Below are 25,280 nucleotides of genomic sequence, written 5' to 3'. Positions count from 1 at the left end.
TAAATAGGTTGGTGTCGTGGCACGAATGGATGATGACGCATCAATCACGTCGGCGAATAGGCCAGACGTACATAAATTGGCGCAAAGGCTTCGGCCTGGGTGATTTCTATCAGGGTTTCTTTGGCCAGTTCAAGTAGGGCCACAAAATTGACTACCAGCACCGGCGCGCCGCGGCTGACATCAAACAGGTCAGAGAATTCAACAAACTTGGATGACTGCAGCTTGCGCAAAATGCCGGTCATGTGTTCGCGCACCGACAGTTCTTCACGGCTGATCTTGTGATGGGCGACCAGGGTTGCGCGCTTCAATACATCTGCCCAGGCTGATTGCAAATCAGCGATATCTACATGTGGCCAGTGCAGCACGGTGTTTTGTTCGACAAACACCTGGGCATGCAAAAAGTCACGGCCCAGTTGTGGCACTGCATTGAGATCGTAAGCAGCCAGCTTCATCTGTTCGTATTCGAGCAGGCGGCGTACCAGTTCTGCGCGCGGATCATCGGCTTCTTCACTATCTGCGCTCTTGTTGGAGGGTAGCAGCATGCGCGATTTGATTTCGATGAGCATGGCTGCCATCAACAAATACTCAGCCGCCAGTTCCAGATTGTGTTTGCGTATCTGTTCAACATACTGCAAATACTGCAGCGTGACTTGCGCCATGGGGATGTCGAGGATATTGAAGTTTTGCTTGCGTATCAGGTACAGCAGCAAATCCAGCGGGCCTTCAAATGCCTCCAGGAATACTTCGAGAGCATCGGGCGGGATGTAAAGGTCATTCGGTAGCTTGAATAGCGGCTCACCATACAGCTTGGCAAATGCCAGACCATCGACAACATCAGGCGTGCTGTCGATTGCGCCAACCAAAGGTAAATCGGTTGGGGTTAACGCTGCTGTGGCGCTCACTAGCTTTCCGGATTGATCAGGGTATCAAGGCAGGCTATATTAGCCTTAGCCTTTGTTTTGATACACGTAGGCTTGCTGATTGATGCGCGATTCCAGATTGCGTTTTTGCGTATCCAGATCTATCGCTTGCTTATCCCACAGCAGGGCGCGGCCATCGCGCTGGTTTTGTTCCATTGCAGGGTTGGCTTTTTTCAAGTCTTTGATGAAGTTAGTTGCTTCGGATTCGTACAAAGAGAATTGCTTGGAGAATTTCATAATTTGAAATAAACACGAAAAGTCGGATGAAGCCGCATTTTACTCTGCTTTTGGTCTTGCCATGCGGTTTTAGCCCTTGAGTAAAGCTTCAAGCATACAGAGAAATCAAAGGTCTTTGACTTCCAGCCATTTTTTTACATGCAGGGGACGATATGCAGCAAACTTTTGCAATATCTGGGCTGGATCGGTTTCTATATACAACAAGTCCAGGTGGACAGGCCGCAAGAATCCCTGTTCTACCGTGTGCAACAGAAAATCATGCAATTTCCGGTAAAAATCATTGATATTATATAAACCAACAGGTTTCTCGTGAAAGCCTAGTTGCGACCAGGTCAGTACTTCAAATAATTCTTCCAACGTGCCTACGCCACCAGGCATGGCGATGAAGGCATCTGACAATTCTGCCATCATGGCCTTGCGTTCATGCATATTGGCAACAACATGCAAGGAGCTCAGGCCAGTATGGCCAACTTCCTTGTCCATCAGTGCTTTAGGAATGACCCCTGTGACTCTGCCACCCAGACGCATGACTTCATCTGCGATCACGCCCATGAGGCCGACATTGCCGCCGCCATACACCAGACCAAGGTCTTGCTTGACCAGTTCAGCAGCCAGTTGGCGTGCTGCAATGGCATAGTCTTCAGTAATGCCGGGCGAAGAGCCGCAATAGACGCAAATATTTTTCATGCTGGATTGATCTTGCGCAAATAGTCTTGCGACAGTTTTTCAAAGACATTCTTGGTTTCGCCGCGCAAGTAAGGGCTGATGAGGACGATCACCTGATAGCAGCCGCGTGCCAGCGATTCGGACATGGTTTGCAGCTCTGTGTATTTGCGTGGATTGCGCACATACTCATACGACAGCCAGTAAGTCGCCACTACCACCATATTGGTGGCCAGGGCATCAATCTCTATGTCGTTGGCTTCAAACTCGCCATCGGCGCGCAAGCCATTGCACAACTCTGTTGCTACCTTGATCTTGTGCGTGAGTATTTCTTTGAAGTTCAATTCCAGCTTGCGGTTTCTGGAGAGTAAGTCATTCAAGTCGCGGTAAAAAAAGCGATAGCGCCAGACCAGTTCAAACGTCAGGTGCAGGTAGGTCCATATATCCTGGATATTGGCTTTGCGCCCTTCGGGAAAAGCCAGCTTCTTATTGATCTCTGCCTCGAATTGCACAAAGATGGAGTTGACGATATCGTCTTTGTTGCGAAAATGATAATATAAATTGCCAGGGGAAATGTTCATTTCCTCAGCAATCACGGTCGTGGTGATGTTGGGTTCACCGAATTCGTTGAAAAGGCGCAGGGATAACTCAAGTATACGTTCCCTGGTGCGACGAGGAGCTTTGTGTTGCATGTCATTCTTCTCGATAATTTATTTCATAAGAATAACATTGAAAGCGCAACATCAAAAGGGTATCAGGTTCCCGACTGTGCTTTCAGCTCAATTTCTGAGGGAATATGAATCAATCTGGTCTTGGCCAGACGGTCATGCAGGAACTGGCCTTGCTTGTCGAAACGGGCAGTGCATGCCCAGGCGAACATGCCAGCAATGACCAAGCCAGCCATTTGCCATTCTTTGAGACCTAGTTGATTGTCCAGTGCCATGGCTGGCAAAAACCACATCCAGGCCAGGCAGTAGCGCACTATAGCCTTCACCACAGGCAATTTGCCACCATCCAGATCAACCACCTTGATACGCCAGGTTTGCATCGCCAGGGTTTGGCCGCTACGACTCCAGCAAAACACAAAATAGGCACCAATAACGAGAAACAGCCAGAACTGGCGGGCGTGACGTAAAGTCAGGGCATGCCTGCTCTGAGTGATGACGTCAAAGATAAAGCCCGAGACAAAAACGATGCCAAACAGCAGCATGGCCTCATAGACCATGCAAATCAGGCGGCGACGTATGGCTGGTGCAGTCAGATCAGAATTCACGGGATTACTTGTTTTGGGACGCGGGCACGCTGGTGGCGGTGGTGTCGGTAGCAGTAGCTGCCGGTGGAGTAGCTGCAACTGCGGAGGCTGAAACGGCAGGTGCAGCGATAGCTGCCGCAGGCGGTGTAATTACTTTAACCGCTGGTACTGATGACGTCGATGGTGTCGGGCCAACCTTGATAGGTGCCAGGATTTTTGGATTCTTGACAGATTCCGATGGCAGATTCGTCACACTTTTCTTTTTCTGGTTTTCATCTGCGAGGCGTTTTTTTTCTTGTTCGCTCAGCTGTTGATATTGTTGCCATTGAGCCGACTTATGCTCAGGCTTGAGTTGTGTTGATTTTGCGTAGTTTTCGCGGGCGGCCATACGCTGCTCAGGGGTCAGTTTGACCCAGTCACGCATGCGTTCTTGCAACCTGGCTTGTTCGTCCGGCTTCATCGTTGCGTAGCGATCGGCGATCCCCAGCCATTTTTTCTTACCGAGTTCTGACATCTTGTCCCATTCCGGGCTCAATGGTGCCAAAGCCTGTTTCTGTGCAGCGCTGAGTTCTGTCCATAGCGGTTTGCTCAGGGTACTGCCACCCAGCAGGCCAGTGCTGGTCTTAGCTGTATTCACTGTACTTTGTGGATTGGACGCAGGAACAGAAATACCGCCGGCAAAAGCCAGCGGTATTGCAAGAGACAGAATAATGAGACAAACAGTATTCGGTATTAACGCAAACGTCACTACTACTCCTCTGTTTTGTTCAAATAAGCACTGAACCCGGTATCAACATAGGCGGCTGGCGGTAATTCATCCACAAGAACGGCAGTATCGATATCTGCCAGTTCATTAATGTTTTGCTGTTGCTCGTATTCATAAATGCCCAGCAAGCCAACAACCAGGACCAGCAAAGGCAGGGCCAGGCCCAGTTTGCCCATCCAGGAACCTGGCCCCTGGAAAGAAAAGCCAGCGTTGCCAGCCAGCACGCCCTTGAATACCTTCACGGCTGCCGGTGCTTCCTGCTTCTTGCGGGCCAAAGCCGTCTTGCGTGCCAGTGCCAGTCTGTCAAGGGTAGGGGCGGGCAGGCTTTCTGCTGACTCGTTCAGCGCCCGTCTTACCTTGTAAGCAAACTCAAGGTCTTTAGCTTCTTTTGAGTAATTCATAGGTGTATTCCTTTCGCCTTGAGCGTGACGGCCAATGCGTGTGTTGCTCTGGAGCAGTGTGTTTTGACGCTGCCTTCTGAGCAACCCATTGCAGCGGCGGTTTCCGCTACATCCATGTCTTCCCAATAACGCATGAGGAATGCTTCCCGTTGACGTGCTGGAAGTTTTTTTATTTCTTCGTCAATTATGTTGAGAACTTGCTCACGTTCTATCTTGTCTGCGCTGGATTCGGATGATTCCGAGCCTTCTTCAGCATAACTTTCCAGCAAGTCAAAATTATCATCGTCCTGGTTATTCGACGGCGTGATGCTGGAAAACAGGCTGACCCAGGTGTTTCTGACTTTTTCCCGGCGAAAAAAATCCAGGATGGTGTTTTGCAGTATGCGCTGAAAAAGCATGGGTAATTCAGCTGGAGGCTTGTCGCCATATTTTTCGGCGAGCTTGATCATTGCCTCTTGGACAATGTCCAGAGCAGACTCTTCATTTCTTACCGTGTAGACAGCATGTTTGAAAGCGCGTCGTTCCACACCTTCCAAAAAGCTGGATAATTCTTTGTCTGTAGCCATTGTTGGCAGTTACGCGCTTTACGTTCGCTTTGCGTTGAGTTACGTTGTTATAGCAGGCGCAGCTTTTTCGTGGTCATTGCGCATTTGGCGTTGATCAATGGCGCTAAACTAAAAAGGCTGGCTATGCAAAATTGCGCACATGCTAGCAAAAATACGTGCTTATGTCCTGAATTTTGTGGTTTATTGTCATTTGATAACATTTTAAAGTCAAATAAGTTTCTTTTCTTATAGAATTTTCCTTGACCAAATTGCTGCGACGCAGTACCTTGTGAGTCCGCTCCAAAATCTCGGGGCACAAAATACTTGTCTGGAACAACCCACAATGTTGACACCGACAGGTTCGCTTTAAGAAGCTGTTTGTTCTGACCCATGCCACAAGCGTGAGAAGTCTGTCGTTGTAAAGCCTTAATACTGAATGAACGAGTGCTCTAAGCCTTGCCTGGTACCATATCCAACGGATGTGTAAAGGGGAATGTGACCGCACGTAAAGGGACTTCAGCTTTCCGGTATTTTACATGTCGATTTCGCCAGGAAAGAACATCCGATCAATCTCCTATGGACCTTGAAAGGACACAATTTATGAGTTCAGAATTTACAGGCGCAGAGATACTTGTCAAGTGTCTTGCCGAAGAGGGTGTTGAGCATGTATTCGGATATCCGGGTGGTGCCGTACTCTATATCTATGATGCAATCTTCAATCAGGACAAGTTTCAACACATCCTGGTGCGTCATGAGCAGGCTGCAGTACATGCTGCCGATGCTTATTCCCGTTCCTCCAATAAAGTAGGCGTGGCTCTGGTCACTTCCGGACCTGGTGTTACCAATGCGGTGACTGGACTGGCAACTGCTTATATGGATTCGATCCCCATGGTGATCATTTCAGGTCAGGTGCCCAGTGCCGTTATCGGCCAGGATGCTTTCCAGGAATGTGACACCGTCGGTATTACCCGTCCCTGCGTAAAGCATAATTTTTTGGTGAAAGACGTCAGGGACCTGGCCGAGACCGTCAAAAAGGCATTCTATATAGCAACGACAGGTCGTCCCGGCCCTGTGCTGGTGGATATCCCCAAGGATATCAGCATGCACAAAACTACCTATAGCTACCCTAAAGAAGTCGAAATGCGCTCTTACAAGCCAGTCGATAAAGGGCATGCAGGTCAAATTCGCAAGGCTGTGCAACTGCTGTTGCAGGCTGAACGTCCCATGATTTATACCGGTGGCGGCGTGATCCTCGCGCATGCTGCGCCGGAGCTGAACAAGCTGGTCGATTTGCTCGGTTTTCCATGTACCAATACCCTGATGGGTCTCGGTGCTTACCGTGCCAGCGATGAAAAATTCGTCGGCATGCCAGGCATGCATGGTACTTACGAAGCCAATATGGCCATGCAGCACTGTGACGTGCTGATCGCCATTGGGGCACGTTTTGATGACCGTGTGATCGGCAATCCCAAGCATTTTTCTTCTCATCCACGCAAGATCATTCATATTGATATTGACCCTTCGTCGATTTCCAAGCGCGTCAAGGTCGATATTCCTATCGTCGGTAATGTCAAAGACGTCTTGCAGGAAATGTTGTCACAACTGAGTGCTGTTGAGACGCGCCCTGATCCCAAGGCGCTGGCTACCTGGTGGAAACAGGTCAATGAATGGCGTGGTCGTGAATGCCTGAAATATCCGACTTCAAATGAAGTCATCAAGCCACAGTCTGTGGTTGAAAAAGTCTGGGAAGTGACCAAGGGCGATGCCTTTGTGACCTCTGACGTAGGCCAGCATCAGATGTGGGCTGCGCAATACTACCGCTTCGACAAGCCACGTCGCTGGATCAATTCCGGTGGCCTGGGCACCATGGGTGTCGGTTTGCCGTATGCCATGGGTGTGCAGATGGCCAACCCGGATGCGACTGTTGCCTGTATCACTGGCGAAGCCTCGATACAGATGTGCATACAAGAACTGGCAACCTGCAAGCAATACCACCTGACGCCGAAAATTGTTTTGTTGAACAACCGCTTCCTTGGGATGGTCAGGCAGTGGCAGCAAATTGATTATGGTTCACGCTATTCCGAGTCTTACATGGACTCTTTGCCTGACTTTACCAAGCTGGTCGAGGCCTACGGTCACGTTGGCATGAAGATAGAAAACCCTGCAGATGTAGACGGCGCAGTGCGTGAAGCCTTTGCCATGAAAGACAGGCTGGTATTCATGAATTTCATTACTGATCAAACCGAGAATGTCTGGCCCATGGTCAAGGCAGGCAAGGGCTTGACTGAAATGTTGCTGGGTTCGGAGGATCTGTAATGAGACATATTATTTCCATCCTTCTTGAAAATGAAGCTGGTGCATTGTCCCGTGTGGTTGGTCTGTTTTCCGCCCGAGGCTATAACATTGAAACCCTGACGGTGGCACCGACAGAGGACCCGACCCTGTCGCGTATGACGATCGTGACTTCTGGTTCCGATGACATCATCGAACAGATCACCAAACATTTGAACCGCCTGATTGAGGTAGTCAAGGTGGTCGATTTGACCGAAGGCGCGCACATAGAACGCGAACTGATGCTGATCAAGGTACGAGCGGTCGGCAAGGAGCGCGAAGAAATGAAGCGCACCGCAGATATTTTCCGTGGCCGCATTATCGATGTCACCGAAAAGACCTACACCATAGAATTGACCGGTAATAAAGGTAAGCTGGATGCTTTCATCGATTCCATCGACCGCACGGCAATTCTGGAAACGGTACGTACCGGTGGTTCAGGCATAGGGCGCGGTGAACGCATCCTCAAGGTTTAAAAAATAGTTTCAGGCATACGCCATTTCCCTGTAAAAAATATTTAATTATTAGGATACAAAATGAAAGTTTTCTACGATAAAGATTGTGATCTCTCCCTGATCAAAGGCAAAAACGTTGCTATCATCGGCTACGGTTCCCAAGGTCATGCCCATGCACAAAACTTGAATGATTCCGGCTGTAAAGTGACTGTCGCCCTGCGTAAAGGCGGTGCGTCATGGGACAAGGCAAAAAATGCCGGTTTGAACGTGGCTGAAGTCAACGACGCAGTTAAAGCAGCTGACGTCATCATGATCTTGCTGCCAGATGAAAACATCGCCCAGGTGTACAACGAAAACGTTGCGCCTCACGCCAAGCAAGGCGCAGTGCTGGCATTTGCCCACGGCTTCAATGTTCATTACGGCCAAGTTGTGCCACGCGCCGATCTTGACGTCATCATGATCGCCCCTAAAGCACCTGGCCATACTGTACGCGGTACTTACAGCCAGGGTGGTGGCGTGCCCCACCTGATCGCTGTGTATCAGGACAAATCCGGTTCTGCCCGTGACATCGCCCTGTCTTATGCGATGGCTAACGGCGGCGGCCGTGCTGGTATCATCGAAACCAACTTCCGTGAAGAAACAGAGACTGATTTGTTCGGTGAACAAGCAGTTCTGTGTGGCGGTGCGGTTGAATTGATCAAAGCTGGTTTTGAAACCCTGGTTGAAGCTGGTTACGCACCAGAAATGGCTTACTTCGAATGTCTGCATGAATTGAAGCTGATCGTTGATCTGATCTATGAAGGCGGTATCGCCAACATGAATTACTCGATCTCCAATAATGCAGAATACGGCGAATATGTGACTGGCCCACGCATCGTTACAGAAGATACCAAAAACGCCATGCGCCAATGTCTGAAAGATATTCAGACTGGTGAATACGCAAAGAGCTTCATTCTGGAAAACAAAGCGGGTGCACCAACTTTGATTTCCCGCCGCCGCTTGACTTCCGAGCATCAGATCGAAGAAGTGGGTGCAAAATTGCGTGCCATGATGCCTTGGATCGCGAAGAACAAACTGGTTGATCAAAGCAAAAACTAATTGCCGAGATTGCCGGGCATCATCCAGTGTGCGCTCGTAGGCGCACGCAGCTCGAAGACTAAAAATCGCCCGGAAGGGCGATTTTTACTTTCAGGGCCTCATGGCTCCTTACCAGATATGTGTGCATTTAAATATGTGTGCATTTAATATGTAGTTAAATGTGAATGAGGATGTATATTTGATGTTTGAATGTGTAGAACCATGTCCCTGCGTTTGTTTTCATTGCTAATAATCGGGGTTATACTTCGCACACTTTTTCCTTCCTTGCTCTGGCAAGAAATATACTTCACAGTTGACGATAGCAAGAATGGCACCTATATTAAAACGAAAACCCAAAGGTAGTTTCAAGCTCTTCCCCAAGGGTGTGCGCAAGAATACAGCCGCGAGTGTGCAGGAAGCGAGTGATATACGCACCCCAGCCAAGCCGAGGCGTGGTATTTACCTGTTGCCGAATGCATTTACGACTGCAGCCTTGTTTTGCGGTTTTTATGCGATTGTCATGGCAATGGATCAACGTTTTGACCAGTCTGCACTGGCAATTTTCGTGGCTATGGTACTGGATAGTCTGGATGGGCGCGTCGCCCGCATGACCAATACTCAGAGTGAGTTTGGGGCGCAATACGATAGTTTGTCAGACATGATTTCCTTTGGTGCTGCACCGGCACTGGTGGCTTATGAATGGTCGTTGAAGGGAATGGGCAAGCTTGGCTGGCTGGCGGCTTTTGTCTATTGCGCCGGTGCAGCTTTGCGTCTGGCACGTTTCAATACCAATATTGGTGTGGTCGATAAGCGGTATTTCCAGGGCTTGCCCAGTCCTGCTGCTGCGGCGCTGGTTGCCGGCTTTGTCTTGCTGATGGAGGACTTGCATTTTCTTCGGCACGACTTGAGCTGGAGTACCTGGAGTATCACCTTGTTCGCTGGGTTGACGATGGTGACCAATGTGCCTTTTTATAGTTTCAAGGACGTGAACCTGCGTAAGTCAGTGCCATTCATTGCGCCTTTCCTCATCGTGCTTGCCTATGTTGCGGTAGTCAGTGATCCGCCCAAGGTTTTGTTTGGTTTGTTTGTCCTGTATGGTTTGTCTGGTTATGTCGTCTTGCTGTGGCGCTGGCGCAAGGGCAGGCCAGTCAGCATCGTGCAGACTACTGTGGATGATCATCACCATGATGATAAATAAGTCTTCATCAAAAAAGTCGATATCAAAACGCGCAATGCCAGATTAAATTCGGCGTTTTTCAAGAAAAGCCGCAATACGGAAAATGTATCGCGGCTTTTTTGCTTTTTTGCCTCATAAAAACTGGATTTTCCTGCTATAAATTCTTGCACTTTTTTGCCATTGCGCTTATAGTCTTTGGCATGAACTTCACATTCACATCAATAGCAAAAAACACTATGGCAGGCCTGTCTGGCCTGCTATCGCTATTGCTGGCATCTCTACTAGCGTTCACGCGCTAAATTCCCCTATACCCACAATTCGAGTAGTCTCGCCACCCATGTGCGTCTTGCAAGGGCAGGTCAAAGAATATTCTCAGTTTACAGTTTTTCATCTACAACATTTCAGACTTAAATTCATATCAGGAGCAATAACATGGCCGACAAACTCATCATATTCGACACAACTTTGCGCGATGGCGAACAATCCCCTGGTGCATCCATGACCAAGGATGAAAAAATCCGTATTGCCAAGCAACTGGAAAGAATGAAAGTTGATGTAATTGAGGCCGGTTTTGCGGCTGCTTCGCCAGGTGATTTTGAATCCATCAAGGCGATCGCCTCTATCATCAAGGACTCGACGATTTGTTCTTTGTCGCGCGCCAATGACCGTGATATTGCCCGTGCTGCCGAAGCCTTGCAGGCAGCAGAGCGTAAGCGTATCCATACTTTCATCGCGACTTCTCCTTTGCATATGGAAAAGAAATTGCGTATGACGCCAGACCAGGTGCTGGAACAAGCCATACAGGCTGTGCGCTATGCCCGTAATTTTACGGATGATGTTGAATTTAGCCCTGAAGATGGTAGCCGTTCAGATATGGATTTCTTGTGTCGCGTGCTGGAAGCGGTTATTAAAGAAGGTGCAACGACGATCAACTTTGCTGACACCGTCGGTTATGCCGTGCCTGAGCTGTACGGCAATATGTTGAAGTCCCTGCGTGAACGCATCCCTAATGCAGACAAGGTAGTCTGGTCGGTACATTGCCACAATGACCTGGGCATGGCTGTTGCCAATTCACTGGCTGGCGTCATGATAGGCGGCGCACGCCAGATTGAGTGCACCATCAATGGCCTGGGCGAACGTGCCGGTAATACTGCACTCGAAGAAATCGTCATGGCGGTGCGTACCCGTAAAGATTATTTTGATTTGCAACTGGGGATTGATATCAGCCAGATCGTGCCTGCATCCAAGCTGGTGTCGCAAATCACCGGTTTTGCTGTGCAGCCAAATAAAGCCGTCGTTGGTGCAAATGCCTTTGCCCATGCATCCGGCATCCATCAGGACGGTATCTTGAAAGCGCGTGATACCTATGAAATCATGCGTGCCGAAGACGTGGGCTGGAGCGCCAACAAGCTGGTACTGGGTAAATTGTCTGGCCGTAATGCCTTCAAGCAGCGTCTGGAAGAATTGGGTATCGCACTGGAGTCGGAAACTGAAGTCAATGCAGCCTTTGCCCGCTTCAAAGAGCTGGCCGACAGGAAGTCTGACATCTTCGATGAAGATATTCTTGCCCTGGTGTCTGACGAAGAGCATGCACACAATAATGATGCCTTCCATTATGTGTCTTTGTCACAACGTTCAGAAACAGGTGAATTGCCTTACGCCAAAGTCGTATTTACTTCAGATGGCAAGGAAGTCACTTGCGAGGGTAATGGTAATGGCCCGGTCGATGCTATCGTCAATGCCATCGATTCCAAGGTGCAGAGTGGGGCAGAGTTGTTGCTGTTCTCGGTGAATGCGATTACCACTGGTACGCAGTCGCAGGGCGAGGTCACCATGCGTCTCTCCAAGGCTGGCCGCATCGTCAATGGAGTGGGTGCTGATCCTGATATCGTCGTTGCTTCGGCGAAAGCCTATCTGTCGGCATTGAATAAATTGCAATCGAAGACAGAGAAATTGAACCCCCAGATTTAAAGCAGATTTGATTCTGGCTAAAAACGGTGTTATAGTCACGCGTCCTGCCATTCTGGTGGGATTGTTATGTCACGATAATGATGGTTTTGTAGCTGTTTTTATAAAAGCAGCGACTATTGTTATCGCATGTTAAGGAAAATCATGTCTATCGAAAAAAATGCAAAAGCCGCTATCGTAGCGGACAATGCCCGTGGTCAAAACGACACAGGCTCTCCTGAAGTGCAAGTTGCTCTGTTGACTGCACGTATCAATGATCTGAATGGTCACTTCAAAGCTCACTCTAAAGATCACCACTCACGTCGTGGTTTGATCATGATGGTTAACCGTCGTAAGAGTCTGTTGTCTTACCTGAAAGGTAAAGACTTGAATCGCTATCGCTCACTGATCGAAAAACTCGGCTTGCGTAAGTAATTCTTGCTGAATTTAGCAAAAGATTTGTAGCAAAAAGCCTGCGTCATTTAACTGTCGCAGGCTTTTTGTCCATCTAGAGTTTTGGTTTCACTTAGTTTTATCCAGTTTTAGCCCGGTTTTTGATGTAAATATTAAAAAACAGGCAAAAAGCAATCCAGGCGGATTGCTCGTGGTGAGGTGAACGACAGCGCCTGAAAATCTGTCGGCAAATAGAAAGGACACATTGTGTTTAATAAAATTACTAAAACCTTCCAATATGGTCAGCACCAGGTAACACTGGAAACTGGCGAAATCGCTCGCCAGGCATCGGGTGCAGTCCTGGTATCCATAGAAGATACCGTTGTATTGGCGACTGTCGTTGCCAGGAAAGATGCAAAACCAGGTCAGGATTTCTTTCCTCTGACCGTGGATTACATGGAAAAAACTTACGCTGCAGGCCGTATTCCTGGCGGTTTCTTCAAGCGTGAAGGTCGTCCATCAGAAAAAGAAACACTGACTTCCCGTTTGATCGATCGCCCAATTCGCCCTCTGTTCCCAGAAGGTTATCTGAACGAAGTTCAGGTCATCATTCATGTATTGTCCGTCAATCCAGAAATCGATCCTGATATCGCTGCAATGATCGGTGCTTCCGCAGCGATTTCCGTGGCGGGTATCCCATTCAGTGGTCCGGTTGGTGCAGCACGCGTTGGTTATATTGATGGTCAATATGTATTGAATCCAACCGCAACGCAATTGAAGCAATCCAAGCTGGACCTGGTTGTTGCTGGTACTGAACAAGCCGTGTTGATGGTTGAGTCTGAAGCACAGCAATTGTCTGAAGAGATTATGCTCGGCGCAGTTGTTTTCGGTCATGAGCAGATGAAAGCGGTTATCAATGCGATCCATGAGCTGGTGCGTGACGGTGGCAAGCCTGAAGTGCAATGGGCACCTGCTGCAAAAAATGAGCCATTGATTGCTGCTGTAAGCGCGGTCGCAGAGCCTTTGTTGCGTGCTGCTTATCAAACCAAAGAAAAGCAGGCACGTACTGAGCAATTGAAGGCGGCAACGTCAACAGTCGCCGCGGCACTGGCTGAACAAGCGACTGCTAAAGGCGAGGCTGCTCCTGATTCATCAGAAGTTGGCAATATCCTGTTTGATCTGGAAGCGAAAATCGTTCGCTCCCAAATCCTGGACGGCGAGCCACGCATTGATGGTCGTGATACGCGCACTGTGCGTCCTATCAGCATCCGTACTGGCGTGTTGCCACGTACGCATGGTACAGCCTTGTTCACACGCGGTGAAACGCAGGCTTTGGTCATCGCCACCCTTGGTACTGCTCGCGATGAACAAAAAATTGATGCGCTGATGGGTGAATACTCTGACCGCTTCATGCTGCATTACAATATGCCTCCGTTCGCTACTGGCGAAACAGGTCGCGTTGGTACACCTAAGCGTCGTGAAATCGGTCATGGCCGTCTGGCTAAGCGCGCATTGCAAGCTGCTCTGCCTGATCCGGAAGATTTCAGCTACTCAGTGCGCCTGGTATCCGAAATTACAGAATCCAATGGTTCTTCTTCCATGGCTTCTGTCTGCGGCGGCTGCCTGGCGTTGATGGATGCTGGTGTGCCGATGAAAGCGCACGTTGCCGGTATCGCCATGGGCTTGATCAAGGATGGCAACAAGTTTGCTGTTCTGACAGATATCCTGGGTGATGAAGATCACCTCGGCGACATGGACTTTAAAGTGGCCGGTACTGCAGAAGGCATTACAGCCCTGCAAATGGATATCAAAATCCAGGGTATCACTAAAGAAATCATGCAAGTCGCTTTGGCGCAAGCCAAAGAAGGCCGTATCCATATTCTGGGTAAAATGCAAGAAGCCGTACCTGTCGGCAAATCTGAATTGTCTGACTTCGCGCCACGTCTGATCACTGTCAAGATCAACCCTGAAAAAATCCGTGATGTGATCGGTAAGGGTGGTGCAGTGATTCGTGCACTGACAGAAGAAACAGGCACGCAAATCGACATCAGCGATGAAGGCGTAGTGACTATCGCTTCTGTCGATGCAGCAGCTGGTCAGGAAGCCAAACGCCGTATCGAAGAACTGACTGCAGAGGTTGAAGTTGGTAAAATCTACGAAGGTACAGTATTGAAATTACTGGACTTCGGCGCGATTGTGCAAATCATGCCAGGTAAGGATGGGTTGCTGCACATCAGCCAGATCGCCAATGAGCGCGTGAATGCAGTTGCTGACTACCTCAAAGAAGGTCAGCAAGTACGCGTTAAAGTGTTGGAAACTGATGATCGTGGCCGCTTCAAGTTGTCAATGAAAGCAGCGGCTTCTGAGTCTGAAGCTCAGGCTCAGCCACAGCAGCAGCAACAGCAGTAATAAATTCTCAGACCGACTGGTCTGTCAGAGTTGAAAACGCCCGTCTTGCACGGGCGTTTTTTTATTGGCTTACAATCGCGGATGGTATCGCTGGATTCACACAAAGGTTAAAGATGAAAACTGAAATGCGCGCAATTGAAATCACTCAGTATGGTAAGCCTGAAGTCTTGCAAATGTGCAGCAGGCCTGTGCCAGTGCCGGGTAAGGGGGAGTTATTGATCAAGGTCAGAGCGGCTGGCGTGAATCGCCCTGATGTCTTGCAGCGCCTTGGTTTTTATCCTGTACCGCCGGGTGCTTCAGATTTGCCGGGCCTTGAAGTAGGTGGTGAAATAGTCGGTGGTGCTGTGCAGGGTAGTGGTTTTGAGTTGGGTGACCAGGTTTGTGCATTGGTGCAGGGCGGTGGATATGCGGAGTATTGCGTGGCTCCTGCGGGCCAGTGCCTCAAGGTGCCAACTGGTTTGACTATGATAGAGGCAGCGTCTTTGCCAGAGACCTACTTTACGGTTTGGAGTAATGTATTTCAGCGGGCGCATTTGTCGCCGGGTGAAAGCTTGCTGGTGCAGGGAGGTACTTCGGGTATAGGTGTGGCAGCAATTCAAATTGCCAAAGCCTTGGGCCATAAGGTGTTTGCCACGGCAGGATCGGATGAAAAGTGCAGGGCAACTGAAACGTTGGGTGCAGAGCGCGGCATTAATTACAAGACTGAAAATTTCGTCGAGGTCGTCAAGGAATTAACGGCTGGCAAGGGCGCCGATGTCATTCTGGATATGGTCGCTGGCTCTTATGTCCCAAAAGAAATCAATTGTTTGGCAGATGATGGCCGGTTGGCGATTATTGCTCTGCTGGGTGGAAATGTGGCTGAGCTTGACTTGGCGCAAGTTTTGCGCAGACGTTTGACGGTGACGGGTTCGACACTGCGGCCGCGCTCCGTTGCTTTCAAGGCAAAAATTGCAGCAGAGCTACAAGAGCACGTCTGGCCGCTGCTGGCGTCAAAAAAAATAGTCCCCGTAATACATCAGGTTTTCCCTCTGGAGCAGGCTGCACAGGCGCATGCCATGATGGAGGGCGGCTTGCATATCGGTAAAATCATGCTGACTCTGGATTAGCCTGTTACTTGCCGTTTTTTTGGGTCAAACCTGTGTCTGAATGTGCTGATACTTTCAAAATTGCCATATAGGTCATGAATTTGATGTAATTATGTCTTTATAGTAACTTCAGGATGTAAAAACTGGTCTTGCTGGTTTGACCCTGTCTGCGGTGAAGGCTACAATAGACGGTTATTTATATTTTGGCTCACTATGCGACGCACCTTAATAGCCGGTAACTGGAAAATGAATGGTAGTTTTGCTGCTAACCATTCATTGTTGTCTGAAGTCAAGGCAGGCTTGCCTGCCAATGTGCAGTGTGATGTGCTGGTTTGTGCTCCTGCGCCTTACTTTGCGCAATGTGCGGAATTGTTGAGTGGGACTGTAGTAGCCTGGGGTGCGCAAGATGTGTCTGTGCATGCGCATGGTGCTTACACGGGTGAGATTTCCGCTTCCATGTTGCAGGATAGTGCTTGTAAATATGCAATTGTCGGGCACTCTGAGCGCCGTGCTTATCATGCTGAAACAGATGAGCTGGTAGCGCAGAAGGCGCAGCAATTGTTGAAGCATGGTGTCTTGCCCATAGTTTGTGTGGGCGAAACGCTGGAGCAGCGCGAGAGTGGTCAGACGAATGCGGTTGTCGCGGCGCAGTTGAATGCCGTGCTTGACGTGCTGAGTAGCCTGGATGGTGTGGTGATTGCCTATGAGCCTGTATGGGCCATCGGCACCGGTAAAACAGCAACGCCTGAAATGGCGCAAGATGTGCATCATTTCCTGCGTCAGCTAGTCGCTGTTCGTGATGCTGGTGCGGCAGAAAAAGTACAGATTTTGTATGGTGGTAGCATGAAGCCGGAAAATGCCAAAGAATTGTTGGTAATGCCCGATATTGATGGTGGTTTGATTGGCGGAGCTGCACTGAAGTCACAAGATTTCCTTGCAATTATCGCGGCCAGTTAATTGGTTTATTGTAGTACTTAATTTTTACTTGGATGTTTTGAATGCAAACTTTACACACGTTGGTCATCGTTATTCAGATTCTGTCTGCATTGACAATTATTGGTCTGGTTTTATTGCAGCACGGTAAAGGTGCTGATATGGGGGCCTCTTTCGGTTCTGGTGCTTCTGGTAGTTTGTTTGGTGCAACTGGCTCTTCCAATTTCTTGTCCAAGGCAACAGGTATCGCTGCTGCCATATTTTTTGCGGCAACCCTGGGTCTGGCGGTATTTAGTACTGGTGCCCGCAAGCCTTCTGGTGGTGTCATGGAGGGTGTGACTGTAGTTCAGCCTGCGACAAATGCTGCGCCTGCAAGTGCGCCGGCAGCAGCTTCTGCTGCAACTGCAACATCCGCACCGGCTTCTTCTGCTGGTCAAGCGGGTCAGATTCCAAAATAATTTGATTTTGCTTAGCAAAAAACATTGAATTGCTGCAATTGCGCGTTGAACAATGAGGCTATACATAGTAGAATGCTGGGCTTAAGCCGACGTGGTGAAATTGGTAGACACGCTATCTTGAGGGGGTAGTGGCGAAAGCTGTACGAGTTCGAGTCTCGTCGTCGGCACCAAAAAAATAAGGCCAGTTTTCTTTGCTGGTCTGGTCGAGGAAGCAGTCATTTCTTATTGTCTCATCTTGAGAGGTGACTTGCTTCAATCTGGCATTCAATTACAGGTAGCCTAACGTGAACCTCGAAAATTATTTCCCAGTTCTTCTCTTTATTCTGGTTGGTATCGCCGTTGGTGTGGTGCCGCAAATTCTGGGGCGTGTTCTTGCTCCCTACAAACCAGACTCACAAAAAAATTCTGCTTACGAATGCGGTTTTGAGGCATTCGAAGACGCGCGCATGAAATTTGATGTGCGTTACTACTTGGTGGCGATTCTGTTTATTTTGTTCGACCTGGAAACTGCATTCTTCTTCCCTTGGGGTGTGGCAATGCGTGACTTGGGCTGGACAGGTTTTCTGATTATGCTCGGCTTCGTGCTCGAGTTTGGCGTTGGATTTTGGTACATCTGGAAAAAAGGCGCTCTGGATTGGGAGTGATGGATTATGGCAATTGAAGGTGTATTCAACGAAAACTTTTTGACGACGTCCGCTGACAAGTTGATCAACTGGACGCGCACCGGCTCCATGTGGCCGATGACCTTTGGTCTGGCTTGCTGTGCGGTGGAGATGATGCATGCTGGTGCGTCGCGCTATGATCTGGATCGTTTTGGGGTGGTGTTTCGTCCATCGCCACGTCAGTCTGACGTCATGATTGTTGCCGGTACGCTGTGTAATAAAATGGCGCCTGCGCTGCGCAAGGTGTATGACCAGATGGCAGAGCCGCGCTGGGTTATTTCCATGGGCTCTTGTGCCAATGGTGGTGGTTACTACCATTATTCATATTCTGTAGTGCGTGGTTGCGACCGTATTGTGCCAGTTGATATTTATGTGCCAGGTTGCCCGCCAACCGCTGAGGCACTGATGTACGGCATCATACAGTTGCAAAACAAGATCAAACGTACCAATACCATTGCTCGTTAATCGCGCGATCGCTGGGGCAATAATAAATTATGACTACCAAACTGGAAAACCTTGAGGCAGCAGTAAAAAATGTCCTGGGTGAGCGCATTCTTGATTTGAAGAATGCGCTGGGTGAAATCACTATCGTGGTTTCTGTAACTGCTTATCTGGATGTCATGCGCACTTTGCGCGATCATGCAGAAACCAGTTTTGAAGAATTAATCGACCTTTGTGGCGTTGATTACTCTGCTTATGGCGATGGCTTGTGGGAGGGCGCGCGTTTTGCCGCTGTTTCGCATTTGCTGTCGATTAAACATAACTGGCGTTTGCGTGTGCGCGTGTTTGCGCCGGATGATGAAATGCCAGTCGTTCCTTCATTGATAGATATCTGGAATGCGGCCAACTGGTATGAGCGCGAAGCGTTCGATCTGTTGGGTATCCTGTTTGATGGTCACAATGATTTGCGTCGTATTTTGACTGACTATGGTTTCATCGGTCATCCATTCCGTAAGGATTTTCCAGTTTCCGGTTATGTTGAAATGCGTTATGACGCAGATCAAAAGCGCGTCGTTTACCAGCCTGTCACGATAGAACCACGCGAAAATGTGCCGCGTGTAATTCGTGAAGAAAATTACGGGATGAAATAATGGCTGAGATTAAGAATTACACCCTGAACTTTGGTCCTCAGCATCCTGCTGCGCACGGTGTGTTGCGCCTGGTGCTGGAGCTGGATGGTGAAGTGATACAACGTGCCGATCCGCACATTGGTCTCTTGCATCGCGCGACTGAAAAACTGGCTGAGCAAAAAACTTTCCTGCAATCCGTGCCTTACATGGATAGACTGGACTATGTATCCATGATGGCCAATGAACATGCCTATGTCATGGCCATAGAAAAAATGCTGGGTCTGGAAGTGCCTTTGCGTGCGCAGTATATCCGCGTCATGTTTGATGAAATCACGCGCCTGTTGAATCACTTGCTATGGATAGGCGCGCATGCGCTCGACGTCGGTGCGATGGCGGTGTTCCTGTACGCATTCCGTGAGCGTGAAGATCTGATGGATTGCTACGAAGCAGTCTCAGGTGCACGTTTGCATGCGGCTTACTATCGCCCAGGTGGCGTGTATCGTGATTTGCCGGATCAAATGCCGCAATTCACAGTATCGGCCTTGAAGAATGAAAAAGCGATGAAGTTGTTGAATGAAAATCGCCAGGGTTCCCTGCTGGATTTCATTGAAGACTTCACTAACCGCTTCCCGAAATACGTCGACGAATACGAAACACTGTTGACTGATAACCGTATCTGGAAGCAGCGTCTGGTTGGTATTGGTGTGGTGTCTCCTGAGCGCGCCATGGCCATGGGTTTTAGTGGTCCTATGTTGCGTGGTTCTGGTATTGAATGGGATTTGCGCAAGAAGCAACCGTACGAAGTGTATGACTTGCTGGATTTTGATATTCCAGTAGGCGTCAATGGCGACAGCTATGACCGTTACCTGGTGCGTGTGGAAGAAATGCGCCAGTCCAACCGCATCATCAAACAATGCGTAGAGTGGCTGAGAAATAACCAGGGTCCGGTGATTACTGATAATCACAAGGTTGCGCCACCTCATCGCGTGAACATGAAGTCGAATATGGAAGAACTCATCCATCACTTCAAATTGTTCACAGAAGGTTTCCATGTTCCTGCTGGTGAAGCCTATGCCGCAGTTGAGCATCCTAAAGGCGAGTTTGGTATTTACTTGATGTCCGATGGTGCTAACAAGCCTTATCGTCTGAAAATCCGTGCGCCAGGTTTCGCGCATTTGCAGGGTTTGGATGAAATGGCAAAAGGTCACATGATTGCTGATGCGGTAACGATCATCGGTACTCAGGATATTGTGTTTGGTGAGATTGACAGATAAAGCGGCGTCCTGAGGGCGTCGAATCGAGGCATTAGCTATGGTGTTATCAGAGCAGGCATTTAAAAAAATTGATCGCGAACTTGCAAAGTTCCCGGCTGACCAGCGCCAGTCCGCTGTGATGGCCGCATTGGCTATCGCCCAGGATGAAACTGGCTGGGTATCCCCGGAAGTCATGCAGGTACTGGCTGACTACATCGGCATGCCGGCAGTAGCAGTGCAGGAGGTCGCGACTTTCTACAATATGTACAACACCAAACCAGTGGGTAAGTTCAAGATTTCGGTCTGTACCAATCTGCCCTGCGCCTTGTCTGGTGGTGAGCGTGCAGCACATCACCTGAAGCAAAAACTCGGTATCGATTACAGGGAAACTACGGCCGATGGCCAGTTCACTCTGGTTGAGGGTGAATGCATGGGTGCCTGCGGTGATGCGCCTGTCATGCTGGTCAATAACAAACGCATGTGCAGCTTTATGTCGAATGACAAAATTGACGGTCTGGTCAATGAATTGAAAGAGGTTAAATAATGACGAGTCTGCATAATCGCCATATTAAGCCTTTGATACTGGCTGGCCTGGATGGCAAAAACTGGCATCTGCAAGATTACGTAGCTCGCGGTGGCTATGAATCTTTGAAGCGCATCCTGAATGAAAAAATCCCTCCTGAGCAAGTCATTGTTGAGTTGAAGGCTTCTTCCTTGCGTGGCCGCGGTGGTGCGGGTTTTCCTACCGGTTTGAAGTGGAGCTTCATGCCGCGTCAATTCCCTGGTCAAAAATACCTGGTCTGTAACACAGATGAGGGTGAGCCGGGTACATTCAAGGACCGTGACATCATCCGTTATAACCCGCATGCGCTGATTGAAGGCATGGCCATAGGCGCTTACGCCATGGGCATTACGGTTGGTTACAATTACATTCACGGCGAAATCTTTGCTGACTACGACCGATTCGAAGAAGCGCTGGATGAAGCTCGTGCAGCCAATATGCTGGGCGACAAGATTGCTGGTTCTGAATTCAACTTCCAGTTGCATGCATTCCACGGCTACGGCGCGTACATCTGCGGCGAAGAAACAGCCTTGCTGGAATCGCTGGAAGGCAAGAAAGGGCAGCCACGCTTCAAGCCACCTTTCCCTGCCAGCTTCGGTTTGTATGGCAAGCCAACCACGATCAATAACACCGAGACTTTCGCTGCTGTGCCTTTCGTGTTTGCCATGGGTGGTGAGAAATACGCTGCGCTGGGCAAGCCAAATAATGGCGGCACCAAGATTTTCTCCATGTCTGGTGACGTAGCAAAGCCAGGCAATTATGAAGTGCCTATGGGTACACCATTTGCCACCTTGCTGGAGTTGGCTGGTGGCATGCGTGACGGTAAAAAGATCAAGGCAGTTATTCCTGGTGGCTCATCCATGCCGGTATTGACTGGTGATGTGATGATGGCGACCGACATGGACTATGACTCCATTGCCAAGGCCGGTTCCATGCTGGGTTCTGGCGCCGTTATCGTCATGGATGAAACACGCTGCATGGTGAAATCATTGTTGCGCCTGTCTTATTTCTATTTTGAAGAATCCTGCGGCCAGTGCACACCTTGCCGTGAAGGTACGGGCTGGTTGTATCGCATGGTACACAGAATTGAGCATGGTCATGGTCGTCCAGATGATCTGGATATGTTGAACTCCATCGCTGACAATATCCAGGGCAAGACTATTTGCGCCCTCGGTGATGCAGCGGCGATGCCAGTACGCGCAATGATCAAGAATTTCCGCGAAGAATTTGAATATCACATCGAGCATAAGCATTGCTTGGTGCCCACTTACATGTAAGCCAGCTTCGGTTAGCACACTTAGAGTAGACCATGGTTGAAATCGAAATAGACGGCAAAAAAGTCGAAGTCCAAGAGGGCAGTATGGTGATGGACGCTGCCAATAAGCTTGGCACCTACATCCCGCACTTTTGCTATCACAAAAAATTATCTATTGCGGCCAATTGCCGCATGTGTCTGGTCGAGGTTGAAAAAGCACCGAAGCCTTTGCCTGCCTGCGCGACTCCTGTCACGCCGGGCATGATTGTCCGTTCTTCCAGCGACAAGGCAGTAAAAGCACAAAAAGCAGTGATGGAATTTTTGCTCATCAATCACCCGCTGGATTGTCCTATCTGTGATCAGGGCGGCGAATGTCAATTGCAGGATCTGGCCGTTGGTTATGGTGGCACGGCATCCCGCTACGATGAAGAAAAGCGGGTGGTATTTCACAAGGACGTAGGTCCTCTGGTCTCCATGGAAGAAATGAGCCGTTGCATACACTGCACGCGCTGCGTTCGTTTTGGCCAGGAAATCGCTGGCGTCATGGAATTGGGCATGCTCAACCGTGGCGAACATTCTGAAATTACTTCCTTCGTTGGCAAAACGGTTGACTCTGAATTATCCGGTAACATGATCGATCTGTGCCCGGTAGGCGCACTGACATCCAAGCCTTTCCGCTATTCTGCCCGTACCTGGGAATTGTCGCGCCGTAAATCGGTGAGCGCCCATGATGGCCTCGGTTCCAACCTGATTGTTCAGGTCAAGAACAACAAGGTCTTGCGTGTAGTTCCACTGGAAAACGAAGAAATCAATGAATGCTGGATTTCTGATAAAGACCGTTTCTCTTACGAAGCATTGAACAGCACAGAACGCCTGACCAGGCCTATGATCAAGCAGGGCGGTGAATGGCAGGAAACTGACTGGCAGACAGCACTCGAATATGTCGCGCACGGTTTGCGTAACGTCAAGCATGAACATGGTGCTGATGCTATCGCCGCTGTTGCTGCACCTAGTTCCACGCTGGAAGAACTAACACTGTTGCAACGCGTTGTACGTGGTATGGGTTCTGACAATATTGACTTCCGCTTGCGTCAGTCTGACTTTGCTTTGAATTCTTCCGTCAAGCCTTGGCTGGGTACCAGCATCGCCAGGTTTGGTCAGTTGAAAAACGTTTTTGTTATCGGCTCCTTCCTGCGTAAAGACCATCCTTTGCTGGCAGCCCGTTTGCGTCAGTCAGTAAAAATGGGTGCCAAACTCAGCATATTGCATGCGACGAATGATGAACTGCTCATCAAGCTGGCAAACAATGCAATCGTAGCACCTTCGCTGTGGACAGCCTTCCTGTCTGAAGTTGCCGTTGCTATCGCAGCTAAAAAAGAAATTGCCAAACCAGCTGGTTTCGAGGCTGTGCAGGCGTCTGCCAAAGCGGAAGCAATTGCGGCCAGCCTGTTGGCTGGAAATGCGGGCGTATTCCTCGGTAACACTGCCTCTTACCATCCAGAAGCATCGCAATTGCATGCGCTGGCACAATGGATCTCTGAAAATGCAGGTACAGAATTTGGTTACCTGACAGAAGCAGCAAACACAGTTGGCGGTTACCTGGCAAATGCCATTCCTGCCAATAATGCCAAGCCAGTATTCACTGAAGCCAAAAAAGCTTACATCGTTTTGCACGCCGAGCCTTTGCTGGACAGCGCACATCCGGTACAAGCCAAAGCCGCTTTGGATAATGCTGAAATGGTCGTCGTCATGTCGCCGTTCAAGCATGGTGCTGAATATGCTGACGTCTTGCTGCCAATTTCTCCATACACAGAAACATCTGGTACTTTTGTGAACTGCGAAGGCCGTGCACAAAGTTTCCACGGTGTGGTCAAGCCTCTGGGTGATACCCGTCCTGCATGGAAAGTCTTGCGTGTACTTGGTAATTTGCTGGGCCTGGATAACTTTGATTTCGAGACAGCAGAAGCAGTGCGCGCAACAGTCTTGACGCAAACTGACTTGACATCGCAATTGAATAATCTGGCTAAACTGGCTCCGATAGTTCCTGCCAATGCTGCTGCTGGCATGGAGCGTATTGCTGACGTTGGTATTTACAGCACAGACGCTATCGTACGCCGTGCAGAATCCCTGCAACTGACAGCCGATGCGCGTGCACCGCAAGCATGGATCAGCTCTGCTGACGCCAGCAAGCTCGGCATCGCCGAAGGTGACATGGTCAGGCTGAGCAAAACAGGTTCTACCCTGATCCCTGTCGGAATCGATCAATCTCTGCCTGAGAACGTAGTCAGGATTGCTGCAGGTCACAGCCTGACAAGTAATCTGGACGGGATGTTCGGCGCGATTAAACTGGAGCGTGCATAATGAATTTGCTGCTCTCTATTCATGAATTTGGTCAGCACTACCTGGGCACCTTTTGGATGCCTTTGTGGACACTGCTCAAGATCGTCTGCATCACTTTGCCGGTCATGGGATGCGTCGCCTACCTGACCTTGTGGGAACGCAAGATGATAGGCTGGATGCACATCCGTCTTGGCCCAAACCGCGTAGGCCCTGCAGGTTTACTGCAACCTATTGCTGACGCGCTGAAGCTGCTGCTCAAAGAAATCATCATTCCGGCAAAAGCAAACAAAATCTTGTTCGTACTGGCACCGATCATGACCATCATGCCGGCGCTGGCAGCCTGGTCGGTGATTCCTTTCGGTCCTGAAACTGTGCTGGCGAACGTCAATGCAGGCTTGTTGCTGATCATGGCGATCACTTCGATGGAAGTCTACGGCATCATCATCGCCGGTTGGGCATCCAACTCCAAGTATGCTTTCCTTGGGGCCATGCGAGCTTCTGCACAGATGGTCTCGTATGAAATCGCCATGGGCTTCGTACTAGTTATCGTGTTGATGGTGTCCGGCAGCCTGAACATGACCGCTATCGTCAACGCCCAGACTAAAGGTTTTGCCGCCAGCTATGGTTTCAACCTGTTCTCATGGAACTGGTTGCCGCTGTTGCCCATGTTCGTGGTGTATGTGATTTCCGGTATTGCTGAGACCAATCGTCATCCGTTTGACGTAGTTGAGGGTGAATCCGAGATTGTTGCCGGTCACATGGTTGAGTACTCTGGTATGTCTTTCGCCATGTTCTTCCTGGCTGAATACGCCAATATGATTTTGATCTCTGCCATGGCATCCTTGATGTTCCTCGGCGGCTGGTCTGCACCGTTCAGCTTCCTGGATTTCATTCCTGGCTGGATCTGGCTCGGTATCAAGACTTTTGTTGTGGTTTCCATGTTTATCTGGGCACGCGCATCTTTCCCACGCTATCGCTATGACCAGATCATGCGTCTGGGCTGGAAGGTATTTATCCCGCTGACTCTGGTGTACCTGGTCATCGTCGCAGCATGGATGCAAACTCCATGGAATATTTGGAAGTAAGAGG

At 49.4% G+C, this 25,280-nt stretch carries 27 protein-coding genes and 1 tRNA gene; 19 read left to right on the top strand and 9 right to left on the bottom strand.

Annotated elements, in window-relative coordinates; translation table 11 throughout:
* Positions 1 to 44 precede the first annotated feature (44 nt).
* From ACO0LG_RS02475 to ACO0LG_RS02435, 9 genes are all read right to left on the bottom strand, one after another.
* Entirely contained in the window at positions 45 to 902 is an 858-nt protein-coding gene (locus ACO0LG_RS02475) for a segregation and condensation protein A (RefSeq protein ID WP_423022954.1), read from the bottom strand.
* 45 nt (positions 903 to 947) lie between these two features.
* Positions 948 to 1,157, bottom strand: coding sequence for a DUF3460 family protein (locus ACO0LG_RS02470; RefSeq protein ID WP_423022952.1), 210 nt, complete (start codon positions 1,155 to 1,157; stop codon positions 948 to 950).
* Positions 1,158 to 1,262: 105 nt separating this feature from the next.
* Positions 1,263 to 1,844: a TIGR00730 family Rossman fold protein gene (locus ACO0LG_RS02465; protein ID WP_423022950.1), complete on the bottom strand. Its 582-nt coding sequence runs from the start codon at positions 1,842 to 1,844 to the stop codon at positions 1,263 to 1,265.
* Complete coding sequence (locus tag ACO0LG_RS02460) at positions 1,841 to 2,512, bottom strand: TetR/AcrR family transcriptional regulator (protein WP_423002905.1); 672 nt, start codon at positions 2,510 to 2,512, stop codon at positions 1,841 to 1,843. The genes ACO0LG_RS02465 and ACO0LG_RS02460 overlap by 4 nt, the downstream gene beginning before the upstream one ends.
* Before the next feature lie 62 nt (positions 2,513 to 2,574).
* Complete coding sequence (locus ACO0LG_RS02455; RefSeq protein WP_423022948.1) at positions 2,575 to 3,093, bottom strand: RDD family protein; 519 nt, start codon at positions 3,091 to 3,093, stop codon at positions 2,575 to 2,577.
* 4 nt (positions 3,094 to 3,097) lie between these two features.
* Positions 3,098 to 3,820 (bottom strand): DUF3106 domain-containing protein, encoded by a 723-nt coding sequence (locus ACO0LG_RS02450; RefSeq protein WP_423022946.1) that lies wholly within the window; start codon positions 3,818 to 3,820, stop codon positions 3,098 to 3,100.
* A 2-nt stretch (positions 3,821 to 3,822) separates the two neighbouring features.
* Positions 3,823 to 4,239, bottom strand: coding sequence for a DUF3619 family protein (locus ACO0LG_RS02445; RefSeq protein WP_423022944.1), 417 nt, complete (start codon positions 4,237 to 4,239; stop codon positions 3,823 to 3,825).
* Positions 4,236 to 4,805: an RNA polymerase sigma factor gene (locus ACO0LG_RS02440; RefSeq protein WP_423022942.1), complete on the bottom strand. Its 570-nt coding sequence runs from the start codon at positions 4,803 to 4,805 to the stop codon at positions 4,236 to 4,238. The genes ACO0LG_RS02445 and ACO0LG_RS02440 overlap by 4 nt, the downstream gene beginning before the upstream one ends.
* Before the next feature lie 47 nt (positions 4,806 to 4,852).
* The gene (locus ACO0LG_RS02435) at positions 4,853 to 5,176 is read right to left on the bottom strand and encodes a hypothetical protein (RefSeq protein ID WP_423022940.1); all 324 of its coding nucleotides are present in this window, start codon (positions 5,174 to 5,176) and stop codon (positions 4,853 to 4,855) included.
* 208 nt (positions 5,177 to 5,384) lie between these two features.
* On the opposite strand from ACO0LG_RS02435, the gene ACO0LG_RS02430 reads away from it, so the two are divergent.
* The 19 genes from ACO0LG_RS02430 to nuoH all read left to right on the top strand — a co-directional run bounded on the left by ACO0LG_RS02430 (position 5,385) and on the right by nuoH (position 25,276).
* The gene (locus ACO0LG_RS02430; RefSeq protein ID WP_423022938.1) at positions 5,385 to 7,100 is read left to right on the top strand and encodes an acetolactate synthase 3 catalytic subunit; all 1,716 of its coding nucleotides are present in this window, start codon (positions 5,385 to 5,387) and stop codon (positions 7,098 to 7,100) included.
* Positions 7,100 to 7,591 (top strand): acetolactate synthase small subunit, encoded by a 492-nt coding sequence (gene ilvN / locus ACO0LG_RS02425; RefSeq protein WP_110253980.1) that lies wholly within the window; start codon positions 7,100 to 7,102, stop codon positions 7,589 to 7,591. Before ACO0LG_RS02430 ends, ilvN begins: the two co-directional genes overlap by 1 nt.
* Positions 7,592 to 7,651: 60 nt before the next feature.
* Entirely contained in the window at positions 7,652 to 8,668 is a 1,017-nt protein-coding gene (ilvC, locus tag ACO0LG_RS02420) for a ketol-acid reductoisomerase (RefSeq protein WP_423022936.1), read from the top strand.
* A gap of 307 nt (positions 8,669 to 8,975) precedes the next feature.
* Positions 8,976 to 9,845, top strand: coding sequence for a CDP-diacylglycerol--serine O-phosphatidyltransferase (pssA, locus tag ACO0LG_RS02415; RefSeq protein WP_423022934.1), 870 nt, complete (start codon positions 8,976 to 8,978; stop codon positions 9,843 to 9,845).
* 411 nt (positions 9,846 to 10,256) lie between these two features.
* Positions 10,257 to 11,795: a 2-isopropylmalate synthase gene (locus ACO0LG_RS02410; RefSeq protein WP_423022932.1), complete on the top strand. Its 1,539-nt coding sequence runs from the start codon at positions 10,257 to 10,259 to the stop codon at positions 11,793 to 11,795.
* A gap of 141 nt (positions 11,796 to 11,936) precedes the next feature.
* The gene (gene rpsO, locus ACO0LG_RS02405) at positions 11,937 to 12,206 is read left to right on the top strand and encodes a 30S ribosomal protein S15 (protein ID WP_110253976.1); all 270 of its coding nucleotides are present in this window, start codon (positions 11,937 to 11,939) and stop codon (positions 12,204 to 12,206) included.
* Positions 12,207 to 12,431: 225 nt separating this feature from the next.
* Entirely contained in the window at positions 12,432 to 14,573 is a 2,142-nt protein-coding gene (pnp, locus tag ACO0LG_RS02400; protein WP_423022930.1) for a polyribonucleotide nucleotidyltransferase, read from the top strand.
* A gap of 125 nt (positions 14,574 to 14,698) precedes the next feature.
* Positions 14,699 to 15,679, top strand: a complete 981-nt coding sequence (locus ACO0LG_RS02395) for an NAD(P)H-quinone oxidoreductase (protein WP_423023288.1) — start codon at positions 14,699 to 14,701, stop codon at positions 15,677 to 15,679.
* Between the two features lie 192 nt (positions 15,680 to 15,871).
* Complete coding sequence (gene tpiA, locus ACO0LG_RS02390; protein WP_423022928.1) at positions 15,872 to 16,615, top strand: triose-phosphate isomerase; 744 nt, start codon at positions 15,872 to 15,874, stop codon at positions 16,613 to 16,615.
* A gap of 41 nt (positions 16,616 to 16,656) precedes the next feature.
* Positions 16,657 to 17,049, top strand: a complete 393-nt coding sequence (secG, locus tag ACO0LG_RS02385) for a preprotein translocase subunit SecG (protein WP_423022926.1) — start codon at positions 16,657 to 16,659, stop codon at positions 17,047 to 17,049.
* An 85-nt stretch (positions 17,050 to 17,134) separates the two neighbouring features.
* Positions 17,135 to 17,219, top strand: a tRNA-Leu gene (locus tag ACO0LG_RS02380).
* Positions 17,220 to 17,333: 114 nt separating this feature from the next.
* Positions 17,334 to 17,693, top strand: a complete 360-nt coding sequence (locus ACO0LG_RS02375; protein WP_110253971.1) for an NADH-quinone oxidoreductase subunit A — start codon at positions 17,334 to 17,336, stop codon at positions 17,691 to 17,693.
* Between the two features lie 6 nt (positions 17,694 to 17,699).
* On the top strand, positions 17,700 to 18,176 hold the full coding sequence (locus tag ACO0LG_RS02370; protein WP_422970442.1) for a NuoB/complex I 20 kDa subunit family protein: 477 nt from the start codon (positions 17,700 to 17,702) through the stop codon (positions 18,174 to 18,176).
* A gap of 29 nt (positions 18,177 to 18,205) precedes the next feature.
* A complete protein-coding gene (locus ACO0LG_RS02365; RefSeq protein ID WP_423022924.1) occupies positions 18,206 to 18,802 on the top strand; it encodes an NADH-quinone oxidoreductase subunit C in 597 nt (198 codons plus the stop codon).
* A complete protein-coding gene (locus ACO0LG_RS02360) occupies positions 18,802 to 20,055 on the top strand; it encodes an NADH-quinone oxidoreductase subunit D (RefSeq protein ID WP_162059349.1) in 1,254 nt (417 codons plus the stop codon). The genes ACO0LG_RS02365 and ACO0LG_RS02360 overlap by 1 nt, the downstream gene beginning before the upstream one ends.
* 37 nt (positions 20,056 to 20,092) lie before the next feature.
* Complete coding sequence (nuoE, locus tag ACO0LG_RS02355; RefSeq protein WP_423022922.1) at positions 20,093 to 20,578, top strand: NADH-quinone oxidoreductase subunit NuoE; 486 nt, start codon at positions 20,093 to 20,095, stop codon at positions 20,576 to 20,578.
* Positions 20,578 to 21,873 carry an NADH-quinone oxidoreductase subunit NuoF gene (gene nuoF / locus ACO0LG_RS02350; RefSeq protein ID WP_423022920.1) on the top strand — a complete coding sequence of 432 codons (1,296 nt, stop codon included), beginning with the start codon at positions 20,578 to 20,580 and terminating at the stop codon, positions 21,871 to 21,873. The genes nuoE and nuoF overlap by 1 nt, the downstream gene beginning before the upstream one ends.
* 32 nt (positions 21,874 to 21,905) lie before the next feature.
* Positions 21,906 to 24,212, top strand: a complete 2,307-nt coding sequence (gene nuoG, locus ACO0LG_RS02345) for an NADH-quinone oxidoreductase subunit NuoG (RefSeq protein ID WP_423022918.1) — start codon at positions 21,906 to 21,908, stop codon at positions 24,210 to 24,212.
* Positions 24,212 to 25,276, top strand: a complete 1,065-nt coding sequence (gene nuoH, locus ACO0LG_RS02340; RefSeq protein WP_423022916.1) for an NADH-quinone oxidoreductase subunit NuoH — start codon at positions 24,212 to 24,214, stop codon at positions 25,274 to 25,276. Before nuoG ends, nuoH begins: the two co-directional genes overlap by 1 nt.
* Positions 25,277 to 25,280: the final 4 nt, after the last annotated feature.

It is taken from the genome of Undibacterium sp. Ji42W (genome assembly GCF_049340405.1).
Taxonomy (GTDB): Bacteria; Pseudomonadota; Gammaproteobacteria; order Burkholderiales; family Burkholderiaceae_D; genus Undibacterium.
This window is presented reverse-complemented; position numbering and strand designations above follow the sequence as displayed.